Raw genomic sequence first — 16,243 nt, forward strand, 5'->3', positions numbered from 1 at the left:
TCTATGCCCTTCTGGTATTCCAATTCCAAACTTATTTGGCTCTTATCGCCTTTTTCTTTGTTATTTTGGTTGATTAGCCAACTTCGTCGCGCCTTATTCTCTTTGGGGCTCAAGTTTTCTTATCGCGCACCAAAACCAGTGATAATTGTGGGAAATTTGTCTGTTGGTGGAAATGGCAAAACGCCCGTAGTTGTTTGGCTTGTGGAAGAATTAAAAAAACGAGGTTTGCGCGTAGGTGTGATTTCTCGTGGTTACGGCAGTAAATCTAAAACGTATCCGTTATTCGTCACTGAAAATACAAATCCGATTGAAGGTGGTGATGAACCAGTATTGATCGCGAAACGCACCAATACGCCAGTAGTGATTTCCCCGAATCGCCAGCAAGCGATTGAATTACTCTTAAGCCAAGCAGAGTGCGATATTATTGTTTCTGACGATGGTTTACAGCATTATCAATTACAGCGTGATTTAGAAATTGTCGTAATGGATGCTGAGCGCGCGTTGGGAAATGGTTTTGTATTGCCTGCAGGACCATTGCGAGAATTACCAAGTCGATTAAAATCCGTAGATTTTGTGATCACTAATGGTGGAAAGAATCAGTATTCAGATGCGGTTATGCGTCTCGTGCCTCATTTCGCGATTAATTTAAAAACCAATGAAAAACGCCAATTAAAGGAATTTCAATCGGGTGTTGCCATCGCAGGGATTGGCAATCCACAGCGTTTTTTTACTATGTTAGAAAAGTTAGGGATTCAATTAGAGCGAACTCAAGCATTTCAAGATCATCAACATTTTGAAGCGTCTCAATTAGAAAAACTTTCTGAAAATCAACCGCTCTTTATGACGGAAAAAGATGCCGTAAAATGCCAATCTTTTGCCAAAGATAATTGGTGGTATGTCCCTGTCGATGCGGAGATTATTGAGGCTGAAAAACAAAGTGAAAATTTACCGCTCTTTTGGGCCAAAATAGACAAACTTGTTGAGCAATATAGAAATGTCTGAAAAGATTAATCCTCAGTTGCTTGAAGTGATAGCTTGCCCGCGTTGTTTAGCTCGATTGCAATATGATCAAGAAAATCAACGATTAATTTGTTGTTATGAACAGATTGCTTATCCTATTAAAAATGGTGTGCCAGTGTTGCTTGCCGATAAAGCTGAAATATTAAAGAATAAGGAATAAATTATGTCATTTACCGTGATTATCCCCGCTCGTTTTGCATCAAGTCGTTTACCTGGAAAACCTCTTGCTGATATTGCGGGTAAGCCAATGATTCAACATGTATTTGAGAAAGCATTGCAGTCAGGGGCGAGCCGAGTGATTATTGCCACCGATAATGAAAATGTTGCTGATGTTGCCAAAAGTTTTGGCGCGGAAGTGTGTATGACTTCGGTTCATCATAATTCTGGTACAGAACGTTTAGCGGAAGTTGTAGAAAAATTAGCGATTCCTGACAATGAAATCATTGTCAATATTCAAGGCGATGAGCCTTTGATTCCTCCCGTTATCGTGCGACAAGTGGCAGATAATTTAGCAAAATTTAATGTCAATATGGCAAGCCTTGCGGTAAAAATTCATGATGCAGAGGAATTATTCAATCCAAATGCAGTAAAAGTGTTAACAGATAAAGATGGCTATGTATTGTATTTTTCCCGTTCGGTTATTCCTTACGATCGTGATCAGTTTATGAATTTACAGGATGTTCAGAAGGTACAGCTTGCGGACGCTTACTTACGTCATATTGGCATTTACGCATATCGTGCGGGTTTCATAAAACAATATGTGCAATGGGCACCAACTCAACTTGAAAATCTAGAAAAACTTGAGCAGCTTCGCGTGTTATATAACGGCGAACGCATTCATGTGGAGCTTGCGAAAGAAGTGCCTGCAGTAGGAGTTGATACCGCTGAAGATTTGGAAAAAGTGCGGGCAATTTTAGCGGCGAATTAAAATGTTTGATGCTAAAAAGTTCTTAGCGGATGTCTCTCACGAACCTGGTGTTTATCGTATGTATGACGATAAGGAACAGGTTATTTATGTTGGGAAAGCAAAGGATTTAAAAAAACGTCTTTCAAGCTATTTTCGTAAAAATCTGAGCAGTAAAAAAACAGAGGCGTTGGTGGCGTCAATTCATCATATTGACACCACGCTAACTTCATCTGAAACGGAAGCTTTACTGCTAGAACATAATTTCATCAAGCTTTATCAGCCTCGCTATAACGTATTATTGCGTGATGATAAATCCTATCCATTTATTTTATTAACCAAAGAACGTCATCCAAGAATCACTTCTTATCGAGGTTCTAAAAAATTTTCAGGCGAATATTTCGGGCCTTATCCTCACGCGGGAGCAGTGCGTGAAACGTTATCGCTTTTGCAAAAACTTTTCCCTGTTCGCCAATGTGAAAATTCCGTTTATTCCAACCGCTCTCGTCCTTGTTTGCAGTATCAAATTGGGCGTTGTTCCGCACCTTGTGTACAGGGATATGTTTCCGATGAAGAATATAATCAGCAAGTTGAATTAGCGCGCTTATTTTTGCAAGGCAAAGATCAACAGGTGTTAGATTATTTAATCGGTAAAATGGAGCTGGCAAGCAGAAATTTAGATTTTGAACAGGCTGCGCGTTATCGTGATCAAATTCAGGTGGTGCGTTCAGTTATAGAAAAACAATTTGTATCCAATGAGCGTTTAGATGACATGGATATTATGTCCATCGCTTATCAACACGGTTTAGCCTGTGTACAGGTGATGTTTATTCGTCAAGGAAAAGTGCTCGGCAATCGCAGTTACTTCCCAAAAGTACCCGCCAATACGGATTTATCGGAACTTACCGAAACTTTTGTGGGGCAATTTTATTTACAAGGTCATCAAGGACGAAGTATCCCGAATAGCATTATTGTCGATCGTCAATTAGCTGAAAAATCAGAGCTTGAGCAACTTCTTACTGATCAAGCGGGCAGAAAAGTAACGATTCAAGAAAGTGTAAAAGGCGATAAGAGTAAATATTTACAGCTCGCACAGGTTAATGCTAAAGCGGCTTTAAATGTACAACTTAAACAATCTTCACGAATGTCAGAGCGTTATCAAGCGTTGTGTGAGCTGTTAAATCTTCCTGAAATTAAGCGTATGGAATGTTTCGATATAAGCCACACGATGGGAAATCAAACGGTAGCATCTTGTGTTGTCTTTAATCAAGAAGGTCCACTGAAATCCGATTATCGTCGTTTTAATATTGAAGGCATTACTGGCGGGGATGATTATGCTGCGATGGAACAAGCGCTGCAGAAACGTTATGAGCGTGATTTAGAAGAAGATAAAATTCCCGATATTATTTTTATTGATGGTGGAAAAGGGCAATTAAATCGTGCTCTGAATGCATTCCAACATCTTCAAGTAAAATGGGATAAAAATAGACCGCACTTAATTGGTGTGGCAAAAGGTGTGGATCGTCGAGCAGGGCAGGAAGTACTGATTATCAGCAAACAAGACCGCGAAATTCATTTGCCTGATGATAGTTTGGCATTGCATTTGATTCAACATATCCGTGATGAAAGCCATAATCACGCAATAAGTGGGCACCGTAAAAAACGTCAAAAAGCCTTTACACAAAGCGGTTTAGAAACCATCGAAGGCGTGGGCGCTAAACGTCGTCAGGCTTTACTGAAATATCTTGGTGGTTTACAAGGTGTAAAAAAGGCGACCTTAGATGAAATAGCCTCTGTACCTGGAATTTCTCTTAAACTTGCCGAAACGATTTTTGAAACGCTCAAAAACGATTAATCAATTATCTCTTAAATGTAAATAACGATTGCTTTTCATCATAAAGCCATTATGATCCGCACTTTCGGATTTATTTAACTCTATTATAGGAAAAATTATGTTTGAATGGATTACTGATCCTGAAGCGTGGATATCACTTGCGACACTTGCTGCTTTGGAGATCGTTTTAGGGGTCGATAATATTATTTTTATTAGTATCCTAGTTGGGCGTTTACCTGAAAGTCAACGCCAGTCTGGTCGTATTGTTGGACTTGGTTTGGCAATGCTGACAAGAATTTTACTTTTAATGTCACTAGCGTGGATGATGAAACTTACTGCACCGTTATTTACTGTGTTTAATCAAGAAATTTCTGGGCGTGATTTGATTTTATTAATCGGTGGTTTATTCCTGATTATAAAAAGTTCTGGCGAAATTAAAGAAGCAATCAATCATCAAGACCATCATGAATCGGAAAGAAAAAATAAAGTGAGTTATCTTGGCGTATTAATTCAAATTGCAGTGCTAGATATTGTATTTTCTTTAGATTCCGTGATTACAGCAGTAGGTATGGCAAGCCATCTTCCTGTGATGATTTTGGCGATTATTATTGCCGTTGGCGTGATGATGTTTGCTGCAAAACCAATCGGCGATTTTGTGGATACACACCCAACGTTGAAAATTCTAGCTTTAGCTTTCTTAGTTTTAGTAGGAATTAGCTTAATTGCAGAAAGTTTAGATATCCACATCCCGAAAGGTTACATCTATTTTGCAATGGGATTCTCTGTTGTGGTCGAAATGATAAACATTCGAATGAGAAAACGGACGAAATAGAAGATTAAAAATAATTTAAGGGCTGAGTTCTGTTATTTGAGGAACTTGGCCCTTTTAGTTTATTTAGCTAATTTTTATATAACTAAATCATCTATTCAGTTCCATTTCAACATAAAGCAGACTATTTTAGTGTGATATTATTTCAACAAAAGTTTTATTTGAAAGGGTACATAATGAAATTACAACAATGGGTTAAACAATATCAACTAGGTTTACTTTTTCAGCAAGGTCAATTTGGTTTAGAAAAGGAAAGTCAACGTATTGACGATAAGGGAAATATTGTAACGACGCCTCATCCACCTGTATTTGGTAATCGTTCTTATCATCCCTATATTCAAACAGATTTTGCCGAAAGCCAGCTTGAGTTGATTACGCCACCAAATGCTAAACTGGAAGATAGCCTACGTTGGCTTTCTGCAATTCATGAGGTGGTGTTGCGTTCTTTACCTGAAAATGAATACATTTTCCCATTTAGTATGCCTGCGGGATTACCACCAGAAAATGAGATTCAAGAGGCTCAGCTTGATAAACAAGAAGATGTTAAATATCGTGAGCATCTGTCTAAACAATATGGTAAATACAAGCAAATGGTAAGTGGAATTCACTACAATTTCCAACTGTCATCTGAATTTGTGAAAGCTATATTCTTGTTGCAAGATGAATATGCTCATCTTAAAGATTTTCAAAATGCCCTATATATGAAATTGGCTAATAATTTTCTACGCTATCAGTGGATTTTAGTTTATTTACTTGCAGCAAGTCCGACAGTGGAAGCAAATTATTTTTCTCGAAATGGCGTACTGAATTTTCCTTTGAAAGAGGGGCAGTTAGTACGTAGTTTACGTTCTAGTCCCTATGGTTACGTTAATTCATCTAATGTTGTGGTGAATCATGATAACCTTGAAAATTATGTAGAAACATTAGAGTTTCAAGTTAAATCTGGTCATTTGATTGCAGAAAAAGAATTTTATTCTAATGTTCGTTTACGAGGTTCGAAAAAAGCTCGTGAATTGCTAGAAAAAGGCGTTCAATATGCAGAATTTCGTTTGTTTGATTTGAATCCACTTGAGCCATATGGTATTAGTCTAGATGATGCAGAATTTATTCATATTTTCTTATTAGGAATGTTATGGCTTGATGATACAAGTGGTCAAAAAGAAGTAGAGCTTGGTAAACAAAGATTATATCAAGTATCTCTTGAAGATCCTCGTGAGCAAACAGCATTTAGAGAAGAAGGTGAAGCAATATTAAGCCAAATTATTGATATGTTGAAAATTATCAATGCAGATGAAAGAGCGGTTAAAATTTCGGAAGAAAAATTGGTACAATTGGCAGAACCAAGTCTAACAGTAAATGGAAAATTGCTCAAAGCGATTGAGCAGGAGGGAAGTTATAAAGCCTTGGGGGTAAAACTTGCGAAGCAATATAAAGCTCAAGCTTTTAAACGTTTTTATGCTTTATCTGCATTTGATAATATGGAACTCTCCACTCAAGCTTTATTATTTGATTTAATTCAAAAAGGTGTTACGACTGAAATTTTAGATGAGAATGATCAATTTCTTGCGCTTAAATTTGGTGAACACCTTGAATATGTTAAAAATGGTAATATGACTAGCCATGATCAATATATCTCTCCATTGATTATGGAAAATAAGGTAGTGACAAAGAAAGTATTATTAAAGGCTGGTTTTAATGTACCAAAAAGCTTGGAATTTACATCGATTGAACAGGCCGTTGCACATTATGCTTTATTTGAAGGGCGCGCTGTCGTTATTAAGCCAAAATCTACAAATTATGGTTTAGGTATCACAATTTTCAAACAGGGTGTGACACATCGAGATGATTTTGTCAAAGCGGTTGAAATTGCTTTTCGAGAAGATAAAGAAGTGATGGTTGAAGATTATTTAGTTGGTACAGAATATCGCTTCTTTGTTTTGGGGGATGAAACGCTTGCAGTGTTGTTGCGTGAGCCTGCAAATGTTATAGGTGATGGAAAGAACACGGTACGTGAATTGGTCGAGATAAAAAATTCAGATCCTTTACGGGGAGATGGTTCTCGTTCACCTCTCAAAAAGATCGCTTTAGGTGACATAGAATTATTACAGTTAAAAGAACAAGGATTAATACCAGATAGTGTACCTCAGTCTGGCCAAATTGTGCAGTTACGTGCTAATTCTAATATCAGTACGGGAGGGGATTCTATTGATATGACTGATAAAATGCACGAGAGTTATAAACAGATTGCTGTAGGGGTTGCTCATGCAATGGGAGCTAAAGTTTGCGGGGTCGATTTAATTATTCCTGATTTAACAAAGCAAGCTGAACCATCCTTAAACTCCTGGGGAGTGATTGAAGCTAATTTTAATCCAATGATGATGATGCATATTTTCCCTTATCAAGGTAAATCAAGAAGATTGACTAAAAACGTCATTAAAATGTTGTTTCCAGATGTAGAAATGTAGTATCAAATTAAGTGATAAGAAATAACCGCACTTTAACTAATTAAAGTGCGGTTGATAAGAAACATTTATGTTGTATGTGTTGAATTAATATACACCCTGTGCCAACATAGCATCAGCAACTTTAACAAAACCTGCAATATTAGCTCCTACTACATAGTTAATATTTTGTTGACCTGCGATAGCCCCATATTTTTTGCAGTTAGAATGAATATCTAACATAATACGATGCAATTTGGCATCAACTTCTTCTGCTGTCCAATATAAGCGTTGGGAACTTTGTGCCATTTCTAAGCCAGAGGTTGCTACGCCACCAGCATTAGCTGCTTTACCTGGACCAAATAATACACCAGCCTCTAAGAATGCGTCTGTTGCTTCGATAGTAGTTGGCATGTTTGCACCTTCAGCGACTAATTTCACACCATTTTTAATCAAGGCTTTCGCATCTAAAATCTCTAATTCGTTTTGGGTTGCACAAGGAAGAGCAATATCGGCTTTCACTTCCCAAGGGCGTTTGCCTGCAAAATATTGAAGACCAAATTGTTTTGCAAATTCTTCTACTCGACCACGTTTTACATTTTTGAGCTCTAATAAAGCCTCTAATTTTTCACGATCAAATCCTTCAGGCAAATATACATAACCCGCAGAGTCAGAACAGGTTACGACTTTCGCACCTAGCGCCATCGCTTTTTCAATCGCATATTGTGCCACGTTACCCGAACCGGAAACTAAAACCGTTTTACCTTGGAAGCTATCCCCTTTCTCTGCAAGCATTGCTTGGGCAAAATAAACCAATCCATAACCTGTCGCTTCTGGGCGAATTAAGCTTCCACCAAATGAAAGACCACGACCAGTAAACACACAAGCTGCTTGGTTTGATAATTTTTTCATATAGCCTGCAAGATATCCTACTTCACGACCACCTACACCAATATCACCGGCAGGCACATCGGTATCTGGGCCAACATGGCGATACAATTCGGCCATTAAAGCTTGACAGAAACGCATCACTTCAGCATCTGATTTTCCTTTAGGATCAAAATCTGATCCCCCTTTCGCACCACCCATTGGCAATGTGGTTAAGGCATTTTTAAAGATCTGTTCAAAACCTAAGAATTTTAAAATCGATAAGTTAACGGATGGATGAAAACGCATTCCCCCTTTAAAAGGACCAATTGCACTGTTGAATTGTACACGGAAAGCTCGGTTTACTTGAACTTGGCCTTTATCATCAGTCCATGCCACACGGAATTGGAATGCTCGCTCTGGCTCAACTAAACGCTCTAATAAAGCTTCTGAACGGTATTTAGGGTTTGCTTCCAAGAAAGGCCAGATTGAAGTGAAGACTTCACGAACAGCCTGTAAAAATTCAGGTTGGTGAGCATCTCTTTGAGCGATTTTCCCAAGAAATTCGTCTAATGATGTAATTATTGTCATAATGTGTTTCCTCTATTGATGTTGTATTTTTCTGTATATATTTGAATCACCCTCTAGATGGGGCTTAATGACAATATGTAACGAGAGACTTAATATTGCAATATTTATTGTGATAAAAAGATAAAAAGAGAATAAAAAAAGCAAGAAAATTAAATTTTCTTGCTTTTTTTTAGATGAAATCTAAATTATTAATCATAATATTATGGTTTTACTTATTTTTCCCTTCTAAATAAAGCCATTCTGCGACTTGTTTTGCAAAATAAGTCAAAATTCCGTCGGCACCAGCTCGTTTGAAGCAAAGTAGTGATTCCATAATACATTCTTTTTCTTTTAGCCAGCCATTTTGAATGGCTGCCATATGCATTGCGTATTCACCTGAAACTTGATAAGCGAAAGTTGGTACGCCAAAATGTGTTTTTACACGATACACCATATCTAAGTATGGCATACCAGGTTTTACCATGACCATGTCAGCGCCTTCTTGTAGATCTAATGCGACCTCTTGTAAACCCTCATCTCCATTTGCAGGATCAAGTTGATAAGTTTTTTTATCACCGCCTTTTAAATTACCTGATGAGCCGACAGCATCACGAAATGGTCCATAATAATTAGAAGCATATTTGGCAGAATACGCCATAATTTGTGTATTAATAAATCCTTTTTCTTCTAATGCTTGTCGAATACGGCCAATACGACCATCCATCATATCACTTGGCGCAACAATATCAGCGCCTGCTTCAGCATGAGAAATTGCTTGTTTGATGAGAATATCAGAGGTTATGTCGTTAAGAACATAGCCGTCTTCATCAATAATTCCATCTTGTCCATGGCTTGTATAAGGATCAAGTGCAACATCTGTTAATACCCCTAATTCTGGATAAGCATTTTTTAATGCTCGAACTGCACGTTGCACTAGACCGTTTGAATTATAGGCTTCTTCTGCCATTAGAGATTTTTTATCTTGTTCAATTACAGGAAATAATGAAATGACAGGGACACCATATTTAACTAGTAAACCTGCTTCAATAAGAAGTTGATCAATAGTTAGACGTTCAACACCTGGCATAGAGGGAACAGCCTCACGATAGTTTTCACCTTCAAGAATAAATACCGGATAAATAAGATCGTCTACGGTGAGTTTATTTTCAGCCATTAAACGGCGACTAAAATCATGTTTACGTAAACGACGTAGGCGGCGGGTAGGAAATCCTGTAAAAATTTGTTGAGTCATATTATAGTCCTTTTTCTTATATAAGAGAAAGGGGGCGATGCCCCCCAATTATTATTCCATTTTATTTGATTCTTCAGTATTTTCAACCGCACTTTCATCTTCTTTTGGCTGATAAAAACGAGCAACTAATAAACCTAATTCAAATAGAAGAATCATTGGTATAGCAAGTAGCGTTTGTGAAAATACATCTGGTGGGGTTAGAATCATTCCAATAAAAAATGCACCTACAATGATATAAGGGCGTTTTTCAGAAAGGGCTTTTACCGTTGTTACACCTGTCCAACAAAGTAAAATAATAGCAATAGGGACTTCAAAACAGACACCAAAAGCTAAAAATAATGCCAATGCAAAATCTAAATAACTACTAATATCTGTGGCAATTGCGACACCTTCAGGTGCAGTTTGGGTAAAAAAGCTAAATACAAAAGGAAACACTACATAATAAGCAAAAGCCACCCCACAATAAAAAAGAATGGTACTTGAAAATAACAATGGGTAAATCATTCTTTTTTCATGTTGGTATAGAGCTGGTGCAACAAATGCCCAAACCTGGTAGAGCAAATAAGGAACGGAAATAAATACTGCGACGATTGCCGTTAATTTAATAGGCGTAAAGAAAGGTGTTTGAATATTTGTTGCGATCATTGTTGCGCCTTTTGGCATAACGTTAGTTAAGGGAGCTGCAACAAAATGATAAATATCATTTGAAAAATAAACGAGCGCAACAAATACCAATGCAATGCAAATCACACTGCGTAAAAGACGGTTTCTTAATTCAACAAGGTGTGTAATTAGGGGTTGAGATTCATCCACATTGCTCATACAAATTCCCTATAATTCAGTTTTTTTCGATTGAGATTTCGATACAGGTATGACTTCAATATCATCAGGGGGATAGTAATCAGATAGGCGTTCTGTGAGTTCTGCCTGCTCGTGAGCATCAAGCGTGGTTAAATCAGTAAGTTGATTTTCTTCTTTCGGCAAAATTTCTGATGAATCCAGTGCTACTACAGCATCTTTGGATTTGTCCCCATTTTCTGGCGCATTTTTAATTTCTTTGATTTGTTCTTCTACTGTCGTGCCGGCTTCTGCAGCTTTGGCTTCCAGCTCGGATTTCATTTTATCTGCTTGTGCTTTTAATTCTTCTACCGTTTTACTTAATTCTGGAGAAAGTGTTTGTAAATTTAAAGATTCAGCTTTTTTAATGCTATCTTGTAATTCTTGTAATTTTAGTTCTTGTTTTAATTCGTTTTGCACATTGGCAGCTAAGCCGCGAATGGTTTTTACCCAACCCATAACTGTACGAATAGCTACAGGCAAACGCTTAGGGCCTAGCACCACTAAGCCCACAAGCATCAATAAAACAAGTTCGGAAAAACCAATATCAAACACGGTTATGCCTGTTCTTTATCTTTTACAGTTTCAGTTTTTTCAGCGGTTGTCGTAGCGTCTTTAATTTGGGTAAACTCAGCATCTTTTTTAGGCTCGTCATCAGACATTGCTTTTTTAAAACCTTTTACTGCTGCACCAAGATCAGAGCCCGCATTGCGTAACTTTTTAGTACCAAATACTAATAAAATCACGACTAATAAAATAATCATTTGTGCTGGGGATAAACCAAACATAGAAAAACTCCGTTAGAATTAAATTGAAAATTTGGGCTTGAATATACTCTTTTTATGCATTGGTCTCAAGAGGTAATTTTAAAAGTGCGGTCAAAAAGAAGGTTATTTTCAACCGCACTTTAGTCTTATTATTCAGCCAGTTCTGTTTGCTCATGCGCCATCAATTCTTGCCCCACATCATCTAACAAACTTAAGTAGCGTTCATAATGTTTCAACATATCAGCAATCAATTCGTCTTGATCCATATATTGCACATCATAACCCACTCGACCATCAAAGAAATAGGTGTATGGCTCATAGGTCCAACTATGTTGGATATGTGGCAAGTTATCATCATTGATTAATTGCTCTGATACCTCGCGACCAATAGATTTTACCCCGTACATAAAGTCTCGCATCAACTCTTTCTGAATGACTAACTCGACTGCAGGCTCATCTTGATCAAATAACGTGTTAATTTGCACGCTCAAGTCATATTTGCTAATCAATTCTTGGCGTAATTCTCGCATAGCCGGTAATACCGTATGCTTAAGGAATCGCAAAATATCTTTTTCTTGCGTTTGGTTCATCATTTGTTCCAAGCGTTCTTTCCACTTATCCCCTGTCCAGAAAATACTGGTTGGATTAACTTTGGTATCAAAATATTTTTTGTCCGCATTCAAGCCTTTCCATAAACTAAAACACATCAATAACATCAACATTGCGAAAGGTAACGCCACTAACAAGGTCATTGCCTGTAGATTAGCTAAGCCACCTGATTGCATCAAAACAATGGCGACGACTGACATTAATACACCCCACATCACGGCCTGCCAACGAGGTGCTGCAAGGCTTTTATCGCGTGATGCAATGTTGTTTAATACATAAATACCCGAATCAGCAGAAGTGATAAAAAATAAAGAAATCACCACTAAACTCACTAAACCCGTCACACCAGAAAGCGGTAAATAATCTAAGAACTTAAAGAGCAACGTTTCAGGCGAAGAAATCATTTGTCCTAACGTACCTGCAGCTTCACCATCATTCAACCAAATGGCTGTATTACCAAATACGGTAAACCACAAGATACCAAACATGCTAGGAATCACCAACACGCCGAAAATAAATTCGCGAATGGTACGTCCTTTCGAGATTCGCGCAATAAATAAACCGACAAATGGCGCCCAAGAACACCACCATGCCCAGTACAAAATGGTCCAACCGCTAAACCAGTCAGTATGTTCTTGTTCATAAACATAGGTTTTGAAGCTTAATTGTACTAAGTTGCTGAGATAAGTTCCGATGTTGTCGCTGAAAGCGGATAACAAATAAAGTGTTGGACCCGCTACTAACACGAAAATCAACAAACAGAAAGCCAATGTTAAATTCAGCTCACTTAAGATTTTTACCCCTTTCCCTACGCCAGAAATCGCGGAAAATGTCGCTAAACTCATTACCACAGCAATCACAACCATTTGTAAGCTGAAGCTATTTTCACTAATCCAGCCTAATTGATGTAAGCCTGCACCCAATTGTGATGCACCAAAACCTAATGTCGTGATAACACCAAATAAGGTGGCAAGTAACGCCATAATGTCGATAAGATCGCCTAACTTGCCATTAATACGCTCTTTCAATAACGGATAGAAACAAGAACGTAATGCCAAAGGTAATTTGTAACGGAATCCAAAGTAAGCCAATGCCAACGCAATCGTGCCATACACCGCCCACGCATGAATTCCCCAGTGGAATAAGGTGTGTAACAAGGCCTCTTGTTGTTTGTGTTCTGCTGTACCCGCGGTAATATCAGATAAATAATGCGTTAAGGGTTCAGCTACACCAAAGAACATCAACCCTACACCCATGCCGGCAGCAAATAACATTGCCAACCAAGAGAGAAAACCGAATTCAGGCTCTTCTTCATCATTGCCTAATTTGATATTACCTAGGCTACTGACCGATAAAATGACTAAAAAGCCCAAAAATACTGAGAATGCTAAGACGTAAAACCAGCTAAAGTTGGCAAAAATGCCCGATTTGGCGGCATTTAATAAAATTTGTGTTTGTTCCGGTGCGATTAAAATCATTGCGACAAGTAACACCACAAAAAATAACGTTGCACCAATCACTAAAGGATTGAACGACGTTTGTTTTTCCATAAATTTAGATAAAGACAACGCTTTCCCCTTAAAAAATTAAGTGAATAAAAATAAAATCAGATTAAATAAAATAAGGCTTTAAGCCCCAAATGGTGCGATGGAACCATCGCAAATGACAGCACGGAGAAGTGCGATTTTGAAGGAAACGCTCAGTAGAATATGAAGGATTGTTTCCAAAATTTCATTTATTATATCAAAAAGTAATAATTATTTCAAATTAGAAAAATATCGATGGTGTTTAAGTTGTATTTTTGACTAATATAATGAATCACAACACTTGCTCAAACAAGACGGTAAAAGAAAACATTTTATTTAATGTGTTATAGATAAAACAATTTCTTAATGCAGTTTGAGTGAGGTGAGCAAATGTTTGATCATCTAAATCAGATGAAATAAAAATCTTAATTTTACAATCAGTTATTTGGGGTTGTTCATTATAACCGCGAACGCCCAGTAAGGTTAAAGGATTGGCGAGGTTGAGCCAAATTTTTCCTTCCATTTCTACAATATCGGCACGTTGTTGAGCAAAATGTGCTTTTACACTGCTCAAAATGCCACCTAAAATAGAAACAGCAAAATAATCTACCGCACTTTTTTGTAACGATTGGTTATCGAAATTGACTTGTGAATAGAGCGAAATACTGTCATTCGGTGTGAATAATTTAATTTCTTCTCCGCGTAATACGGCTCGATATTTCGCTGTAAAACATTCACTTTCAGGTACGTTATACATAATGTTCCCTCAATATTGATTTTGCTTCATTTAATACCTTAAGTTTGGTTTCAATAATGTCAAATCCATTTAAAGGGCGGTTAGAAAAAGTGGCAAATCCACAATCTGGATTTAGCCAAATTTGCTCTGGTGGAAGGTAATTTAAGGCTTTTTCTGCGCGCTGAACAATCTGCGCTACGGTTTCTACTTCATCAGAACGAGGATTGATGACGCCTAAGCCTAAAATACATTTTTGTCTTAAGATTTCACTTTCTAATAACGAACTTAATTCTCCCGCTCTTGGCGTAGAAAATTCGAGCATTAAAATATCAGGTAATGCCGATTCAAATAAATCCACTAATGATGTATAAGGCCCGCGCAGTAATACGCCTTCATCTTTGCTCCAGTTGCCTCGGCATACATGTAATGCGGTTTTGATATTTTTATTTCTTGCATACTCAAAGATTTGAGTAATTAAACTTTTTGCAAACTGTAGTTCCGCAGCAAAATCTTGTTTTTCGCTTAACGCCGCACACATAAATGAACGTGTTTGATGATGGCTAAAAATAACTTCTGTTAAAACAGGCTCATCAAATTGAACTACACTTACGCCTAGCTCACATAAATAATCAATTTCTTGCTTTAAGATAGCAACAACATCTTTTGCCATTTCTTCTTTTGATGAATAATGTTGCCCTGACACAGGCGAAAGCCACATGGAGCGAGCCATTAAGTAAGGCCCTGGCAAGGTTGCTTTAATTGGCTGCCTAGTTAGATTTTTCAGTAGCAACATTTCATCTGCTGCTAAAGATTGTTTGTAATTGATTTTTCCCACGCAAATAGCATTTTTTATGGAAAGTGCGGGAACATCCAAGGTTTCTAGCATTGACTCAAAAATTTGCTTTTCTTTAATGTGATCGAGCATTTCACTCATGCTCATTAAGGTCGCGCCTTGAATTTTTTGTGCAATAAAAGAAAGGTAATTGTCGCGAAGTAATTCGCCACTCGTGATGATATCAATGCCAGTACGTTGTTGAAGTTCGACAATTTGTTTTGTTTCTTGAACAACGATTTGTTCAAGCTCTGTAGTGGTTATTTTGCCTAGTGCGTGCTTTTTACGCGCCATCAAAAGTGTTTGGCTACGAGGCATTGAGCCTAAAAGGGAAGTTGTGAAAGGTTTCATAGAAAATCCACAATGATGGGCGTTTATTACACGCCCATCATGACATATTGATCTTAAAAGAATTTTAAATATTCATTGGCAGCTTGTAATTGAGCAAAACCTTTTGTTCTACCCGCAACCCAACGTTTTAATCCTTCCAAATCCATCATTTCTTTATGTTCTGGATTGTTGTAATCCATTTTGAACAAGGTTTCGGTGAATGCATTGAATTTGGTTTCATCTAATCCCACGCGCCCACTGAAAATACAATGGTCAAATGATGGTGTTTTTGCGAGTACTCGAACTGTTGCTGGATCGAGTGTGCCATCTTTTGTCCAACGTTCAAAGTTGAAATCTAGCATCCATGTTGCCGCGACTTGACGATCTTTTAATGCATTAGCTGCATCTAATTCACCGCCTACATGATCGCCGTGCAAACCAACACCCACATCAAAGCGTTTTTCTACATAATCTTGACCAAACTCCAAGCCATGTTGATGTAAAAACTCGATTGGAATTAACCGCGCTTGTGGAGAATCTATCGCACCAAAAGCAATAGTTTTATTTTTCAAATCTTCAATAGATTGGATGTTTGGATCATTAACAACTAAATAGCTTTGACGATCTTGGTCGGTATCACGCATGGCTCCATTTAAGGTTTTACCACCACTACGCAAGTAACCATCTAGCCAAGCTAGGGGAGAGTTCCACGCCACATCAATTTCATTATTGAGTAACGCATCAACTTGCCCTTTGTAGTCTTTGAAATACACGGGTTCAATAGGGAAACCTTCTTTTTCGAAAAAGTCTGCAATAATGCCCCAAATAACTGTCACTTGTGGGGCGTAGATTACCGCCCCGATTTTTAATTTTTCACTCATTTTTCACC

General features: G+C 37.7%; 15 protein-coding genes. 6 read left to right on the forward strand and 9 right to left on the reverse strand.

Annotated features, from left to right (window positions below; translation table 11 throughout):
* Positions 1-3 precede the first annotated feature (3 nt).
* The 6 genes from lpxK (at position 4) to gshAB (ending at position 7,052) form a co-directional block, all read left to right on the forward strand.
* Positions 4-1,002 carry a tetraacyldisaccharide 4'-kinase gene (gene lpxK, locus FE813_RS06095; RefSeq protein ID WP_139989875.1) on the forward strand — a complete coding sequence of 333 codons (999 nt, stop codon included), beginning with the start codon at positions 4-6 and terminating at the stop codon, positions 1,000-1,002.
* Positions 1,003-1,006: 4 nt separating this feature from the next.
* Complete coding sequence (locus FE813_RS06100) at positions 1,007-1,180, forward strand: Trm112 family protein (RefSeq protein WP_171898282.1); 174 nt, start codon at positions 1,007-1,009, stop codon at positions 1,178-1,180.
* A 3-nt stretch (positions 1,181-1,183) separates the two neighbouring features.
* Positions 1,184-1,948 carry a 3-deoxy-manno-octulosonate cytidylyltransferase gene (gene kdsB, locus FE813_RS06105; protein ID WP_139989876.1) on the forward strand — a complete coding sequence of 255 codons (765 nt, stop codon included), beginning with the start codon at positions 1,184-1,186 and terminating at the stop codon, positions 1,946-1,948.
* 1 nt (position 1,949) lies between these two features.
* A complete protein-coding gene (gene uvrC, locus FE813_RS06110; RefSeq protein ID WP_139989877.1) occupies positions 1,950-3,779 on the forward strand; it encodes an excinuclease ABC subunit UvrC in 1,830 nt (609 codons plus the stop codon).
* 97 nt (positions 3,780-3,876) lie between these two features.
* Positions 3,877-4,590 carry a TerC family protein gene (locus FE813_RS06115; protein ID WP_139989878.1) on the forward strand — a complete coding sequence of 238 codons (714 nt, stop codon included), beginning with the start codon at positions 3,877-3,879 and terminating at the stop codon, positions 4,588-4,590.
* A gap of 173 nt (positions 4,591-4,763) precedes the next feature.
* On the forward strand, positions 4,764-7,052 hold the full coding sequence (gene gshAB / locus FE813_RS06120) for a bifunctional glutamate--cysteine ligase GshA/glutathione synthetase GshB (RefSeq protein WP_139989879.1): 2,289 nt from the start codon (positions 4,764-4,766) through the stop codon (positions 7,050-7,052).
* A gap of 84 nt (positions 7,053-7,136) precedes the next feature.
* Here the strand turns inward: gshAB and gdhA are convergent, their stop codons facing one another.
* From gdhA to FE813_RS06165, 9 genes are all read right to left on the reverse strand, one after another.
* Entirely contained in the window at positions 7,137-8,486 is a 1,350-nt protein-coding gene (gene gdhA, locus FE813_RS06125) for an NADP-specific glutamate dehydrogenase (RefSeq protein WP_139989880.1), read from the reverse strand.
* A 208-nt stretch (positions 8,487-8,694) separates the two neighbouring features.
* Positions 8,695-9,717: a porphobilinogen synthase gene (gene hemB, locus FE813_RS06130; protein ID WP_048954158.1), complete on the reverse strand. Its 1,023-nt coding sequence runs from the start codon at positions 9,715-9,717 to the stop codon at positions 8,695-8,697.
* 51 nt (positions 9,718-9,768) lie between these two features.
* The gene (tatC, locus tag FE813_RS06135) at positions 9,769-10,539 is read right to left on the reverse strand and encodes a twin-arginine translocase subunit TatC (RefSeq protein WP_139989881.1); all 771 of its coding nucleotides are present in this window, start codon (positions 10,537-10,539) and stop codon (positions 9,769-9,771) included.
* 9 nt (positions 10,540-10,548) lie between these two features.
* Complete coding sequence (tatB, locus tag FE813_RS06140) at positions 10,549-11,109, reverse strand: Sec-independent protein translocase protein TatB (RefSeq protein ID WP_139989882.1); 561 nt, start codon at positions 11,107-11,109, stop codon at positions 10,549-10,551.
* A gap of 2 nt (positions 11,110-11,111) precedes the next feature.
* On the reverse strand, positions 11,112-11,342 hold the full coding sequence (gene tatA, locus FE813_RS06145; RefSeq protein ID WP_139989883.1) for a twin-arginine translocase TatA/TatE family subunit: 231 nt from the start codon (positions 11,340-11,342) through the stop codon (positions 11,112-11,114).
* 128 nt (positions 11,343-11,470) lie between these two features.
* Positions 11,471-13,498 carry a BCCT family transporter gene (locus FE813_RS06150; protein WP_180978693.1) on the reverse strand — a complete coding sequence of 676 codons (2,028 nt, stop codon included), beginning with the start codon at positions 13,496-13,498 and terminating at the stop codon, positions 11,471-11,473.
* Between the two features lie 250 nt (positions 13,499-13,748).
* The gene (locus FE813_RS06155) at positions 13,749-14,213 is read right to left on the reverse strand and encodes an OsmC family protein (protein WP_139989884.1); all 465 of its coding nucleotides are present in this window, start codon (positions 14,211-14,213) and stop codon (positions 13,749-13,751) included.
* The gene (locus FE813_RS06160; RefSeq protein WP_139989885.1) at positions 14,206-15,375 is read right to left on the reverse strand and encodes a cobalamin-independent methionine synthase II family protein; all 1,170 of its coding nucleotides are present in this window, start codon (positions 15,373-15,375) and stop codon (positions 14,206-14,208) included. The genes FE813_RS06155 and FE813_RS06160 overlap by 8 nt, the downstream gene beginning before the upstream one ends.
* 53 nt (positions 15,376-15,428) lie before the next feature.
* Positions 15,429-16,235: a phosphate/phosphite/phosphonate ABC transporter substrate-binding protein gene (locus tag FE813_RS06165; RefSeq protein WP_009766753.1), complete on the reverse strand. Its 807-nt coding sequence runs from the start codon at positions 16,233-16,235 to the stop codon at positions 15,429-15,431.
* Between the last annotated feature and the right edge of the window lie 8 nt (positions 16,236-16,243).

Origin of the sequence: Haemophilus seminalis (assembly GCF_006384255.1) — a bacterium.
Classification (GTDB): Bacteria; Pseudomonadota; Gammaproteobacteria; order Enterobacterales; family Pasteurellaceae; genus Haemophilus; species Haemophilus seminalis.

What these genes read in the sequence shown, in the direction of transcription:
- lpxK (WP_139989875.1), top strand. Translation starts at nt 4, where the DNA reads ATGCCCTTCTGGTATTCCAATTCCAAACTTATTTGGCTCTTATCGCCT.
- kdsB (WP_139989876.1), top strand. Translation starts at nt 1,184, where the DNA reads ATGTCATTTACCGTGATTATCCCCGCTCGTTTTGCATCAAGTCGTTTA.
- uvrC (WP_139989877.1), top strand. Translation starts at nt 1,950, where the DNA reads ATGTTTGATGCTAAAAAGTTCTTAGCGGATGTCTCTCACGAACCTGGT.
- FE813_RS06115 (WP_139989878.1), top strand. Translation starts at nt 3,877, where the DNA reads ATGTTTGAATGGATTACTGATCCTGAAGCGTGGATATCACTTGCGACA.
- gshAB (WP_139989879.1), top strand. Translation starts at nt 4,764, where the DNA reads ATGAAATTACAACAATGGGTTAAACAATATCAACTAGGTTTACTTTTT.
- gdhA (WP_139989880.1), bottom strand. Translation starts at nt 8,486, where the DNA reads ATGACAATAATTACATCATTAGACGAATTTCTTGGGAAAATCGCTCAA.
- hemB (WP_048954158.1), bottom strand. Translation starts at nt 9,717, where the DNA reads ATGACTCAACAAATTTTTACAGGATTTCCTACCCGCCGCCTACGTCGT.
- tatC (WP_139989881.1), bottom strand. Translation starts at nt 10,539, where the DNA reads ATGAGCAATGTGGATGAATCTCAACCCCTAATTACACACCTTGTTGAA.
- tatA (WP_139989883.1), bottom strand. Translation starts at nt 11,342, where the DNA reads ATGTTTGGTTTATCCCCAGCACAAATGATTATTTTATTAGTCGTGATT.
- FE813_RS06155 (WP_139989884.1), bottom strand. Translation starts at nt 14,213, where the DNA reads ATGTATAACGTACCTGAAAGTGAATGTTTTACAGCGAAATATCGAGCC.
- FE813_RS06160 (WP_139989885.1), bottom strand. Translation starts at nt 15,375, where the DNA reads ATGAAACCTTTCACAACTTCCCTTTTAGGCTCAATGCCTCGTAGCCAA.
- FE813_RS06165 (WP_009766753.1), bottom strand. Translation starts at nt 16,235, where the DNA reads ATGAGTGAAAAATTAAAAATCGGGGCGGTAATCTACGCCCCACAAGTG.